This window comes from Demequina subtropica, assembly GCF_000971235.1.
In the GTDB taxonomy this organism is placed as follows: Bacteria; Actinomycetota; Actinomycetes; order Actinomycetales; family Demequinaceae; genus Demequina; species Demequina subtropica.
On sequence record NZ_BBMB01000006.1, the window covers coordinates 137,003 to 150,459 of the forward strand.

Here is a 13,457-nt window from a genome sequence, read left to right on the forward strand (position 1 = left end):
GGCTCCCGACGCCACCGAGACACTCGAAGCGGCACGACACGCCCACGACACGCGGACCGCTGTGTGGCGGAGCCGCAGATCGGTGTGGCGGAGCCGCAGGAGCTAGCGACCCCGCGCGGGCGCGACCGCCTCGGCGACCGTGGGCGCGACGCGCTCCACGCGCGTCCGGCGGTACGCCTTGTCGATCTCGACCACCACCATGAGCGCGGCCGTCAGCCCGAGGCACGCGAGCCACTCCCACCCCGTGAGCGACGAGGTCTGGAGCCAGCTCTGCATGAACCCGAGCTCGGTGGCGAGGACGATGAACGCGACCGGCCACAGCAGCAGCCGCGTGCCGTGCTCCCACGGCCCGGTGAGCCCCGACTCGGGGTCGCGGCGCAGCTGGAGCCCCGTGGTGAGGGTGCCGAACGCGACGATGACGAAGGCCATGGTCATCGGCTGCGACGCCTCGTCAGGCGAGAGCTCGTCCTGCCCCGCGAGAAGCGGCACCAGGGCCGCGACGAAGAGCGCGCCGCCGTAGATCAGCCACCTCACGACGTTGCGCGGCGACGCGATGCCGGCCGAGGGATCGCGCGGCGGGCGCTGCATGAGGCCCGGCTGCTCGGGCTCCAGGAGGATCACGAGCACCGCGAAGATCGCGACCGCGAAGTTGAGCACCAGCACCATGACGGGCGTGAGGGCGACGCCCTCGTTGAGGTTCATGAGGCTCGCGACCACGAAGAGGAGCAGCAGAGCGATGAGCTGCGACATCTGGAACGTGAGGTAGGACGTGATCTTCGCGTAGACCACGCGGCCGAGCCGCACCGCCTTCACCAGGGTCGCGAAGTTGTCGTCGGTGAGCACCAGCTTGGCGGCCTGCTTGGTGACCTCGGAGCCCGACCCCATCGCGACGCCGATGTCCGCCTGCTTGATGGCCGCCGCATCGTTCACCGCGTCGCCGGTCATGGCGACCACCTCGCCGCGCGCCTGGAGCCGCTGGACCAGACGGAGCTTGTCCTGCGGGGTGACGCGCCCGAACACCGAGAGGTCGTCGAGCCGCGCGTCGAGCTCGTCGTCCGTGAGGGCCGCGAGCGCGGCGCCGGAGAGCCCGTCCCCCGGGAGGTCGAGCTCGCGCCCGATCGCGGCCGCGGTGACGACGTGGTCCCCGGTGATCATCCGGACGTCGATGCCGGCCGCGTGCGCCTCGTCGACCGCGACCTTCGCCTCGGGACGGAGGGGATCCACGATGCCGACCACGCCGACGAAGCCCAGCTCGCTCACCGCCGCCATGGGGTCCGCGAGCACGGCCTCCTCCTCGGTGGGCTCGTAGACCCGCAGCGCGAGCGCGAGCGTGCGCAGGCCCTGGGACGAGCGGTACTCGATCTCCCCGGTGACGTCGTCCGCGAGCTCCTCGACGGGAACGGTCTCGCGGGTGGGCAGGATCGCGCGGGTGGAGCGCGCGAGCAGAACGTCCGGTGCCCCCTTGACCACGCCGATGAGCCGCCGCTCGCCGCCCCACGCGACGTGATGGAACGTCGCCATGAACTTGTAGTCGGAGTCGAACGGCACCTCGGCCTCGCGCGGGAAGCGCCGCTTGACCTCGGGCACGTCGACGCCGAGCTTCTCGGCCAGCACCACGAAGGCCGCCTCGGTGGGATCGCCGACCACGACGCCGTCGGCGCTCACGGTCGCGTCGTTGGGCAGCGCGAGCGCGTAGGCGATCGGGGCGCCGAGCGGGACCTCGTCGCCCTGAGAGCGGCGCACGCGACCGTCGAACGAGTAGCCGGAGCCGTCGACGGTGAACGTCTCGCCGCCCACCCACACGCTGCGGGCCATCATCTGGTTCATCGTGAGGGTGCCGGTCTTGTCGGAGCAGATCGCGCTGGTCGCGCCGAGCGTCTCGACGTCGTTGAGCGAGGCGACCACGGCCTTGGCCTCGGTGAGCCGCGAGGCGCCCCACGAGAGCATCCCCTGGACGAAGGTCGGCAGACCCGTCGGGATCGCGGAGATCGCCACCGCGGTGCCGAGGAACATGAGCTCCGAGAACGACTGGCCGCGCGCGATGCCGAGCCCGACGATCACCACCACGGCGCCCCACGCGACGGCGCCGATGATGCGGGTGAGCGCGGACAGCTCGCGCTGCAGCGGCGACTGGACACGCTCGACCGTGGCGAGCATCGTCGCGATCGCGCCCATCTCGGTGTCCATGCCGGTCGCGACCACGAGCGCCGTCGCGGTGCCGCGCGTGACGGACGTGTTCTGGAAGAGCATCGACCGCCGGTCGCCCAACGCGGTGTCGGGATCGGGCAGCGCGTCGGCGGACTTCTCGATGGGCGCGCTCTCCCCCGTGAGCGCCGCCTCCTGCGTCTCGAGCGTGGTCGCGCGGACGATGCGGGCATCGGCGGGCACGATGTCCCCCGCCTCGAGCTCGATGACGTCGCCGGGGACCAGGTCGGGGGCGGGCACCTGGACCACCGCGCCGTCGCGGCGCACACGCACCTGCGGCACCTGCATCGTCGCGAGCGCGTCGACGCTCGCCTGCGCCTTGCGCTCCTGACTCGCGCCGGACCACACGTTGAACACCACGAGCAGGCCCACCATGATCGCGGTCGACACCTCGCCGATGGCCGCGGAGATCGCGGTGACGGCGACGAGCATGAGGTTCATCGGGTCCACGAGCTGGCGCAAGGCGAGCTGCCAGAGCGTGGCCGCCTTCGCCGCGGTGAGCGCGTTGGGCCCGTAGCGCGCGAGCCGCTCCGCCGCCTCGCCGCCGGTCAGCCCGTCGAGCCCCGTCCCCAGCTCGGCGGCCACCGTCGCTGCCTCCATCGACCACCACGCGGTGCCGGTCTTCTCTGCCGAATCCGTGCTCATACCAGGCCCCCTGCCTCGCTCACCTGAGTCTAGGGGCGGCTTGCCCGCCGCCGCGAGGCGAGCAGAGGGCCCAGAGACGCCGCGTTCTCGCGACCGCCTGTGCGTGCCGGATCACAGTCCGGGCGTCGACGGGACCCGCCCCGAGGCGATACCCGCCTCGTGCCGCGCGAAGTCTGCGTCGTTGAGCTTCGCGTAGCCGCTCGCGAAGTGCTCGAACACGTGATCGGCGGTGTCGTCGGCGCCCAGGTAGGCGGAGATCTCGGCGGCCGCGCCGCTCCGGGCGTGCCCGAGCGCGAGCGCCGCGCCGCAGTGCCACGCGTAGCGCGCGAGGTGGGCCACGTCCATCTCGTCGATCTCCAAGGACGCCTTGCCGTCCCAGAGCTGGCGCACGTAGAAGTCCACCCCGCTCCCATCGCCGCGCTCGTAGCGCGACCAGCCGAGGAGGATATCGCCGGCGGTCTGCATGAGCTGCTGCCCACGCACCACCCGCTCGCCCGCGTTGCTCCCACCCGTGCCGCCCTGCTCGTGCTCCAGCACCGACGCGGTCGCCTCCTTGAACTGGAGGAAGAGCGGCTCTCCCTGCGGTGACTCCAGCAGCACCAGCAGGCAGCGCGTTCCCACGCTCCCCACCCCGACGACCTTCATCGCGAGGTCCGTGAAGCGGTAGTCGCGGAGCACGGCGGCGTAGTGAGGCGGCAGCGAGGCGCGGTACCGCTCGAAGAACTCTGCGGTGCGCTCTCGGTTCATGCCGTCGAGCGCCTCGTCGATCCTGCTCACCACCGGCGGATGCGGAACGATGCGCCGGCGCCCGTCCTCCACGGCGGTGAGGCGCTTGAGCGCGCGCAGGCTGTCACGCCGCGTCGCCTTCGACAAGAACGCCTCCGACCGTCTCCGGGAGGCCGCACCGCCCCCGGAGGCGAGCGCCTCCGCGTCGAGGCGCCGGTACCGCAGCGCGAGCGGGCTCAGCGCGGCGACCTCGCGCATCGTCTCCCTGTAGCCCCGGGTCGCCTCCCGCGTCGCGTGACGCGTCCCCTGGTGCGGGAGACCGCTGACGCGGCCGGCCACCGTCACGCTCGCGGCAAGCCTCTTGAGATCCCACTCGAACGGGCCTGGGGCGGTCTCGTCGAAGTCGTTGAGATCGAACACCAGCCGTCGGTCGGGCGCCTTGAAGAACCCGAAGTTGGACAGGTGCGCGTCCCCCGCGAGCTGCACCGTGAGCCCCGAGCGCGGGAGCCTCGCCAGGTCCGCCGCCATGATCGCCGCGGCGCCGCGGTAGAACGCGAACGGCGATACGCCCATGCGCCCATGGCGGATCGGCACGAGCGACGCGACGCGGTGCGCATCCTGTTCCGCGAGGATCGCGATCGGATCGGCGCGATCGCCCTCGCCCGGCACCGCCCTGTGCGCCTCGAGCGGCACCTCGGTCGCGGCCATCGCACCCCCCCCCTGCCTCGAGCTCCCCCGCCGTCGAGTGTAGGAAGCGCGCGCGACGCCCGCGCGGGCTACAGCACCACGAGGTGGTCGATGTGGATGAGCTCGCGCGCGTACGCCTCGCCCAGCACCTCGCCCAGGGCCTCTGTGGAGAGCCCCTTCATGCGGTCCGCCTCGTCCGAGGAGAAGCCGGCGAAGCCGCGCGCGACGAGCGCGCCGTCGAGCGCGAGCAGGTCCACGGGCTCCCCCGCCTCGAAGTCGCCCCGGATCTCCACCACGCCTGCCGCGAGCAGCGATGCCTGACGGCCGCGCAGCGCGCGCACCGCGCCGTCGTCGAGGACGATGCCTCCGCGCGTCTTCGCGGCGTCGGCGAGCCACTGCAGGCGCGTGGTCTCGGCCTTGCCCGTGGGGTGGAACAGCGTGCCCACGTCCTCACCCGCGACGGCGCGCGCCGCATCGTGCGCCCCGGCGAGGACCACCCGGACGCCCGACGCGGTCGCAAGCGACGCCGCCTCGATCTTGGTGATCATGCCGCCCGTGCCCACGGCTGAGCCTCGCCGCGAGATGTCGATGCCGTGAAGGTCGTCCGCGCCACGGACCTCGGAGATCCGCCTCGCTCCGGGGCTGTCAGGAGCCGCCGTGTACAGCGCGTCGACGTCGGTGAGCAGCACCAGCGCGTCCGCGCGCACGGCGGTCGCGACGAGCGCGGCGAGCCGATCGTTGTCGCCGAACCGGATCTCGTCCGTCGCGACCGTGTCGTTCTCGTTGATGATGGGCACCACGCCGAGCGCGAGCAGCGACTCGAGCGCGCGCCGCGCGTTGCCGTAGTGGGCGCGGCGGACCATGTCGTCCGCCGTGAGCAGCACCTGGCCGACCGTGAGGCCGTAGCGCGCGAACGCGACCGTGTACGCGTGGACCAGCTTGCCCTGTCCCACGGACGCGGCGGCCTGCTGCAGCTCGAGGTTCGTCGGCCGCGCGCCCAGACCCAGCGGGCCGATGCCCGCCGCGATGGAGCCCGACGTCACCAGCAGCACCTCGCGGCCGCCGACCCGGGCCTCGCCCAGCACGTCCACGAGCGCGCCCAGGCGGGCCTCGTCGAGCTGTCCCCCCGGCCCCGTGAGCGACGACGAACCGACCTTGACGACGATGCGCCGTGCCTGCGCCACAGCGGTGCGCGCCTCGCTCACGTGACCTCCCGGGGGACGGATACCTGCGAGAAGGCTACTCGTCGTCCTGGGACGGATCGGTCCAGTGACCCGCGTCGCGCTCGGTCCACAGCTCCTTGCGGGCCTCCGCGCGGGCGTCCATCTTCTCCTTGAACTCCTGGCGCTTCTCCGCGCGCGTGGCGCGGTGGTGGCGCTCGTGCTGCTCGATGCGCAGGTCGGAGCCGCGCTGGCCCAGCAGCTCCGCGCCGGCCATCATCGTGGGCTCCCAGTCGAACATGATGCCGCCGACGCGCGGGCCGATGACGACCTCGCAGCCCGGGGTCGCGCCGGCCTTGAACAGCCGCTCCTCGACGCCGGCCTTCGCGAGCCGGTCGGCCAGGTAGCCCACCGCCTCGTCGTTGGCGAAGTTGGTCTGCTTGACCCAGCGCTCGACCTTGGCGCCGCGCACCTGGTAGTAGTCCTCGGCGCCGTCGCGCACGTGCGTCACGGTGAAGCCGGACTCGTCGACCGCCTTGGGGCGGATGACGATGGGCGCCTTCTCGAGGACGGGCACCTTCGCGCGCTCCTCCGCCACCATGGCGGCGAGCGCGAAGCCCAGCTCGCGGAGGCCCTCGTGGCTCACGGCGCTCACCTCGAAGATGGGCATCCCGCGCTCCTCGAGGTCGGGTCGCACGATCTCGGCGAGGTCCTTGCCGTCGGGGATGTCGACCTTGTTGAGGATCACGATCTGCGGGCGCTCGGCGAGCGGCACGCCGCTGATCGCCTCGTCGCCCGAGTACGCGCGCAGCTCCTTCGAGATGATGTCGAGGTCGCGCAGCGGGTCGCGCTCGGTCTCGAGGGTCGCCGTGTCGAGCACGTGCGCGATCACGGAGCAGCGCTCGATGTGGCGCAGGAAGTCGTGTCCCAGGCCCTTGCCCTCGGAGGCGCCCTCGATCAGGCCGGGAACGTCGGCGATCGTGTACTTGGTGCCGCCGGACTCGACCACGCCCAGGTTCGGCACGAGCGTGGTGAACGGGTAGTCCGCGATCTTGGGGCGCACGCGGCTCATCGCGGCGATGATCGAGGACTTGCCCGCGCTCGGGAAGCCCACGAGCGCCACGTCGGCGATCGACTTGAGCTCGAGGACGGCCGTCGCCTCCTCGCCGGGCTCGCCCAGCAGCGCGAAGCCGGGGGCCTTGCGCTTCTGCGTGGCCAGGGCCGCGTTGCCGAGGCCACCGCGGCCGCCCTGGGCGAGGACGTACTCGGCTCCCTCGCCCACGAGGTCAGCGAGGACCTCGCCGTCCTTCGTCTTGACGATGGTGCCGCTGGGGACGCCCAGGCGCAGGTCGGCGGCGTTCGCGCCATGGCGCATGTCGCCCGCGCCCTGCTTGCCGTTCTCCGCCGTGCGGTGCGGCGCGTGGTGGTAGTCGAGCAGCGTGGTGACCTGCGGGTCCACCACGAGCACGACCGAGCCGCCGCGGCCGCCGTTGCCGCCGTCGGGGCCGCCGAGCGGCTTGAACTTCTCGCGGTGCACGGAGGCGACGCCGTGGCCACCGTTGCCCGCCGTGACGTGAAGCGTCACGCGGTCGACGAACGATGCCATGGGTGCCTCCTGAGACGTGGCCGGACGATGCGCGCTCGAGCGAGCGCCGCATCGTCCTCAGCCTAGATATGAGTCAGGGGCGTCGCCTCGCGGCGCCGCCCCTGACTGGAAAAGCTCTGTGGTCGAGTGCTTACGCCTCGACGATGTCGATGACCTTGCGGCCACGACGCTGACCGAACTGCACCGCACCGGCGGTCAGCGCGAACAGGGTGTCATCCTTGCCGCGACCGACGTTGAGGCCGGGGTGGAAGTGGGTGCCACGCTGGCGGACGATGATCTCGCCGGCGTTGACGACCTGACCACCGAAGCGCTTCACGCCCAGGTACTGGGCGTTCGAGTCACGACCGTTGCGCGAGGAGCTCGCGCCCTTCTTGTGTGCCATGAGTGTCTCCTCGCTTACTTGATGCCGGTGACCTTGAGGCGCGTGAGGTCCTGGCGGTGACCAATGCGCTTGCGGTAACCAGTCTTGTTCTTGTACTTGAGGATGGTGATCTTCGGGCCGCGCTCGTCGCGCACCACCTCAGCGGTCACCTTCACCTTGGAGAGCGCCTTCGCGTCGGCGGTGACCTTGTCACCGTCGACGAGCAGCACCGGAGCGAGCTCGACGGTCGAACCGGCGTCTGCCTTCAGACGGTCGACCACGACGATGTCGCCCACGGAGACCTTCTCCTGGCGGCCACCGGCCTTCACAATCGCGTACACCATGATTTTTCCTCGTGAAACTCGTTGATGAACCCCAGACGGGGTCAGATTTCCTGCCGCAGCCGCTCCCCAGAGGGCGCAGGCAGGGCCTCAGCGCTCGGCGCGCCGACGTACAAATGTACCCGCTTCACCACGGCCCGGTCAAACCGAGAGCCATGATCGGCGAGTCGCTCCCCCGACCGTGTTGACGGCCTCCAAGGAGCTCGCTGCGACCTGCCGTTCCCGGCAGGTCCGCAGATCATTCTACCGGGCCTGCCGGGCCCCGGAACGCCACGTAGGGCGCAAGCCGCCCAGAAGCGAACGAGGCGCGCCCCTCGCGGGACGCGCCTCGTTCGCGATGCTGGTGCGGGCCTACTGGCCGTTCTGCTCCGCGTCGGGCTCGGGCAGCACGATCGGCACGTCGATGACCTTGTCCGCGTCGCCCGCGTCGGTCACGACCTCGTCGTGGTGGTGCGCCTTCTCGGCGGCCGCGGCGATCGAGGCCAGCGTCGCCTTGACGGCGGCACGCGCCTCCTCGCGGTCGTCGAGCGCATGGGTCTCGCCCTGGACGGGACCGTGGTGCACCTCGGGCTCGGGCTGCTGCGTGGGCTCGGGCTGCTGCTGCTTCTGCTGCTGGCCACCCTGCTGGCCCTGGCTCTGGCCCTTGTTCTGCTGACCGCCGCGCGAGCCGCGCGAACGGCGCGTCTCGGGCTGCTTCTCGCTCGCCTCCGCGACGGGCTCGCCGTGGACCAGGAAGCCACGGCCCTTGCAGTGCTCGCAGGTCTCGGAGAACGCCTCGACCAGGCCCTGACCCACGCGCTTACGGGTCATCTGCACCAGGCCCAGCGAGGTGACCTCGGCCACCTGGTGCTTGGTGCGGTCGCGGCCCAGGCACTCGATGAGGCGGCGCAGCACGCGGTCGCGGTTGGCCTCGAGCAGCATGTCGACGAAGTCGATGACGATGATGCCGCCGATGTCGCGCAGGCGCAGCTGGCGGACGATCTCCTCGGCCGCCTCGAGGTTGTTGAGCGTCATCGTCTCCTCGAGCGTGCCGCCCTTGCCGACGAACTTGCCCGTGTTGACGTCGATGACCGTCATCGCCTCGGTGCGGTCGATCACGAGCGAGCCGCCCGAGGGCAGCCAGACCTTGCGGTCCATGCCCTTGGCGAGCTGCTCGTCGATCCGCGACTCCGCGAACACGTCGCGGTCGCCGACGAACTTGTGGAGGCGCGGCATGAGGTCCGGCGCCACCTGGCCCACGTACATCGAGAGCGAGTTCCACGTGTCGTCGCCCTGGATGGTGAGCGAGTCGAAGTCCTCGTTGAAGATGTCGCGGACCACGCGGATGGCCATGTCGGGCTCGCCGCGCAGCAGCTTCGGGGCCTTGGTGCCGGGCTTGGACTCGTCGAGGATGGTCTGCCACTGGCGCTTGAGGCGCTCGACGTCGGCGCGCAGCTCCTCCTCCGAGGCACCCTCGGCCGCGGTGCGGACGATCACGCCGGCGTCCGAGGGGATGACCTCGCGCAGCAGCTTCTTGAGGCGGTTGCGCTCGGTGTCGGGGAGCTTGCGGGAGATGCCCGTGACGCCGCCGCCGGGGACGTACACGAGGAAGCGTCCCGCGAGCGAGATCTGCGACGTGACGCGCGCACCCTTGTGCCCGATCGGGTCCTTGGTGACCTGCACCATGACGGTGTCGCCCGGCTTGAGCGCGAGCTCGATGCGCTTGGCCTTGCCCTCGAGGCCGGCGGCGTCCCAGTTGACCTCGCCGGCGTAGAGCACCGCGTTCCGGCCACGGCCGATGTCGACGAACGCGGCCTCCATGCCCGGCAGCACGTTCTGGATGCGGCCCAGGTAGACGTTGCCGGCCATCGACTGCTGCGCCTGGTGCGACACGTAGTGCTCGACCAGCACATCGTCCTCGAGCACGGCGATCTGGACGCGGGCGTCCTTCTCGCGCACCACCATCGAGCGCTTGACGGACTCGCGGCGTGCGAGGAACTCGGCCTCGGAGATCACGGGGCGGCGGCGCTGGCCGTCGCGGGAGTCGCGGCGACGCTGGCGCTTCGCCTGGAGGCGGGTCGAGCCCTGGAGCTGATCGTCGCCCGACGAGGAGCCGCCGGACGAGCCGGAGCCGGAACCCGACCCCGAGCCGGAGCGCGAGCCACGGCTGCGGCGGCGACGGCGGCGCGAGCCACCCTCACCCTCGCCGTCGCCCTCGCCTGCGGCATCGGCCTGGTCGCCCTCGGCCTGCTCGGCGGGCCTGTCGGTGTCGCCCTGCTCGGCAGGCGCGTCCTCGCCGCCCTCAGCGGCCTCGCCGCCCTCGCCGGGCTTCTTCTTGCCACGACCACGGCCGCCGCGGCGACGGCGACGGCGCGCCGCGCCCTCGGAGTCGTCGTCCGTGCCGGAGCCATCGCCCTCGGACGGGGCCTCGGCCACGTCCGCAGGCTTCTCGGCGGGCTTGTCCGTGGGCTTGTCGGCGGACTTGTCGCCGCCGTCGGCCTTCTGGCCGGCCTGCTCGGCGGACTCCTCGGCGGGCTTGTCGGCCTTGGGCTTCTTCTTCGCGGTCGAACGCTTCCGCTTCGGCTTGTCCTCGCCGCCGTCACCACTGGACGATGCGGCGGGCGCCGCGGGCTCGGGCGCCGAGAACGGCGACGCCGGGGGCGGCGTCACGGCGGCCGGAGGGCCGGCCGGCGCCGACGCACGGCGCGAACGGGTGGGCTCGGGCGCCTGGAACAGCGGCGCGGCCACGGGGCTTTCGGGGGTGGTGTTTTCCTCGCTCACGCGGGTACCTCGAATCGAGACCGCCCACACGCGGTCCCGACATCATCGTCGTTCGCGGCTCACGGTTGGTGGCCACGGAAGTCTGCTGGTCGCGGCGGACAGCGGCGATGGTGAGCGCCTATCCCCGATTTCCCACCTGCGGCCTGTAGGCCGGCGAGATCGGTCGAGACTGGCTGCTACGTCCTTGCTGCGTCTGTCGCGCGGTTGGCGTCCGGTGTGGCTGGACGTCTGACCTGCCCGCCATTGTGTCACAGGCCGCTCGGATCCCGGGCATCCGCGGGCCCGCGCGCCGCATTTTCCGGTCCGGCACAACGCCGTGATCCCTGACATCGGGCGCCCGGTGAGCGACGATGCTGGTGGAGGCAGGTCGGGCGGGACCATCGTCCCGATGCGACGAAGGTCCCTGCGCACTAGTTTCTCTGCTTAAGTAACCAAGGAGGTCCCCGCCCATGGAAGCGCTCGAGCTTGCGCGCTGGCAGTTCGGCATCACGACTGTCTATCACTTCATCCTGGTGCCGCTCACCATCGGACTCTCGGTCCTCGTCGCGATCATGCAGACGGCCTGGGTGCGCACCGGCAACGAGAAGTGGCTCCGCCTGACGAAGTTCTACGGGAAGCTGCTGCTCATCAACTTCTCGCTGGGCATCGCCACCGGCATCGTCCAGGAGTTCCAGTTCGGCATGAGCTGGTCCGAGTACTCGCGCTTCGTGGGCGACGTGTTCGGCGCGCCGCTCGCGATGGAGGCGCTGCTCGCGTTCTTCCTCGAGTCGACGTTCCTGGGCCTGTGGATCTTCGGCTGGGACCGCCTCCCCAAGAAGCTGCACCTGCTCACGGTGTGGGCGTTCGCGATCGGCTCGACGCTCTCGGCCTACTTCATCATCGCCGCCAACTCGTGGATGCAGCACCCGGTGGGCGCGGAGTACAACCCCGAGACGGGTCGTGCCGAGATGACCGACATCGGCGCGGTGCTCACCAACAACACGACGCTCGTCGCGTTCCCGCACGTCATCGCCACGGCGTTCCTGGTGGCCGGCACGTTCGTGGCCGGCATCGCGGTGTACTGGATGTTCCGCCGTCAGCGCGAGGACGCGGGCCACGCCGACCTCCCCATGTACCGCACCGCAGCGCGGTTCGGCGCGCTCGTCATGATCATCTCGGGCATCGCGGTGATCGTCACCGGCGACCTCCAGGCGAAGCTCATGTTCAAGCAGCAGCCGATCAAGATGGCCGCGGCCGAGGGCCTGTGCGAGTCGGAGCAGCCGGCCGCGTTCTCGATCCTCACGATCGGCAACCTCGCGGGTGACGACTGCGACTCGGTCAACCACATCATCACCATCCCCGGCCTGCTGTCGTACATGGCTACGGGCGACTGGAACGCGGAGGTCACCGGCCTCGACGAGCTCCAGGAGCAGTACGCCGAGCGCTACGGCGCGACGACGGCGGACGGCGAGGAGATCACCTACCAGCCCAACCTCGCGGTGACCTACTGGTCGTTCCGCCTCATGATCGGGCTCGCGGCCTTCTCCGCCGCGCTCGCGCTCGGGATCTTCTGGTACACCCGGAAGAAGGGCGCCGCCCTCCCCAAGTGGATGAGCACGCTCGCGATCGTGTCGCTACCGATGCCGTTCGCCGCGGCGAGCTTCGGCTGGATATTCACGGAGATGGGCCGCCAGCCGTTCGTGGTGGCGCCGAACCCGACCGGGTCCGACCAGGTCATGCTCATGACGCAGTTCGGCGTCTCGTCGTCGGTCAGCGCCGGCGAGATCCTCACCTCGATGATCACCTTCACCGTGGTCTACGCCGTGCTCGCCGTGTTCTGGTTCCGCCTCATGCAGCGGTACGCCGTCGAGGGCGCGCCGCAGGTCGAGGAGCCCACCGTCCGATCCGACGACGACGCGACCCCGCTGTCGTTCGCGTACTGAGGAGTCCCCGCTCATGTCTCTTCCTGAGTTCTGGTTCATCCTGATCGCCGTCCTGTGGACGGGCTACCTGGTCCTCGAGGGCTTCGACTTCGGCGTCGGCATGCTCATGCCGATCATCGGCCGGTCCAACAAGGGCCGCCGCGTGGTGCTCAACACCATCGGCCCCGTGTGGGACGGCAACGAGGTGTGGCTGCTCACCGCGGGCGGCGCGATGTTCGCGGCCTTCCCCGAGTGGTACGCGACCCTGTTCTCCGGCTTCTACCTGCCGCTGCTGCTCATCCTGGTCGCGCTCATCGTCCGCGCGGTCGCGATCGAGTACCGCGGCAAGATCAACGACCAGACCTGGCGCACCCGCTGGGACTACGTGATCATCGGCTCGGCGTGGGTGCCCTCGATCCTCTGGGGCGTCGCGTTCGCGAACCTGGTCCGCGGCGTCAACCTCGACGCGGACCACCAGTACGCCGGCAACTTCTTCGACCTGCTCAACCCGTTCGCGCTGCTCGGTGGCCTGGTCACCCTCGCGATCTTCCTGTCCCACGGCGCGATCTTCCTGTCGCTCAAGACCGACGGCGAGATCCGTGAGCGTTCGGAGGCGTTCGCCCGCAAGGCGTCGCTCGTGGCCATCGTGGTGGCAGGCGTGTGGGCCGTGTGGGCGCAGCTCGCCTACTCGCGCAACACCTGGACCTGGGCGGCCGTCGCGCTCGCCGCGGTCGCGCTCGTGGGCGCATGGTTCGCCACGCTCAAGGGCCGCTTCGGCTGGGCGTTCGTCTCGAACGCGATCGCGATCGTGGGCGCCGTGGTGCTGATCTTCGGCGCGATGTTCCCGAACGTCATGCCGGCGCTCGACGAGGCGAACTCGCTCACCATCGACAACGCCTCGTCCACCGACTACACGCTCACGGTGATGACCTGGGTCGCGGTCGTGATGACGCCCGTGGTGCTCGCCTACCAGGCCTGGACCTACTGGGTGTTCCGCAAGCGCCTGTCGATGGAGCACATCCCCGAGCACAACGAGCTCACCTTCACGAAGGGCTGACCCGCTCG

8 protein-coding genes and 1 pseudogene are annotated in these 13,457 nt (G+C 70.8%); 2 read left to right on the plus strand and 7 right to left on the minus strand.

The genetic code is table 11. From position 1 onward, the window contains the following. Positions 1–102: 102 nt before the first annotated feature. From AOM06_RS06625 to AOM06_RS06655, 7 genes and pseudogenes are all read right to left on the minus strand, one after another. Positions 103–2,850: a cation-translocating P-type ATPase gene (locus AOM06_RS06625; protein WP_062303960.1), complete on the minus strand. Its 2,748-nt coding sequence runs from the start codon at positions 2,848–2,850 to the stop codon at positions 103–105. Between the two features lie 111 nt (positions 2,851–2,961). Next, positions 2,962–4,284, minus strand: coding sequence for a DUF2252 domain-containing protein (locus AOM06_RS06630; protein WP_062303961.1), 1,323 nt, complete (start codon positions 4,282–4,284; stop codon positions 2,962–2,964). Positions 4,285–4,352: 68 nt separating this feature from the next. Further along, a complete protein-coding gene (gene proB, locus AOM06_RS06635; protein WP_062303962.1) occupies positions 4,353–5,468 on the minus strand; it encodes a glutamate 5-kinase in 1,116 nt (371 codons plus the stop codon). A gap of 34 nt (positions 5,469–5,502) precedes the next feature. Further along, positions 5,503–7,029, minus strand: coding sequence for a GTPase ObgE (gene obgE / locus AOM06_RS06640; protein ID WP_062303963.1), 1,527 nt, complete (start codon positions 7,027–7,029; stop codon positions 5,503–5,505). Positions 7,030–7,159: 130 nt separating this feature from the next. After that, positions 7,160–7,411 (minus strand): 50S ribosomal protein L27, encoded by a 252-nt coding sequence (gene rpmA / locus AOM06_RS06645; RefSeq protein WP_062303964.1) that lies wholly within the window; start codon positions 7,409–7,411, stop codon positions 7,160–7,162. Positions 7,412–7,425: 14 nt separating this feature from the next. Further along, entirely contained in the window at positions 7,426–7,734 is a 309-nt protein-coding gene (rplU, locus tag AOM06_RS06650) for a 50S ribosomal protein L21 (RefSeq protein ID WP_062299802.1), read from the minus strand. Between the two features lie 348 nt (positions 7,735–8,082). Then, positions 8,083–10,491: pseudogene (locus AOM06_RS06655) on the minus strand (Rne/Rng family ribonuclease); the annotation flags it as partial. A gap of 449 nt (positions 10,492–10,940) precedes the next feature. Here AOM06_RS06655 and AOM06_RS06660 point away from each other — a divergent pair. Next, the gene (locus tag AOM06_RS06660; RefSeq protein WP_062303966.1) at positions 10,941–12,413 is read left to right on the plus strand and encodes a cytochrome ubiquinol oxidase subunit I; all 1,473 of its coding nucleotides are present in this window, start codon (positions 10,941–10,943) and stop codon (positions 12,411–12,413) included. A gap of 13 nt (positions 12,414–12,426) precedes the next feature. Beyond that, positions 12,427–13,449: a cytochrome d ubiquinol oxidase subunit II gene (gene cydB, locus AOM06_RS06665; protein WP_062303967.1), complete on the plus strand. Its 1,023-nt coding sequence runs from the start codon at positions 12,427–12,429 to the stop codon at positions 13,447–13,449. Positions 13,450–13,457: the final 8 nt, after the last annotated feature.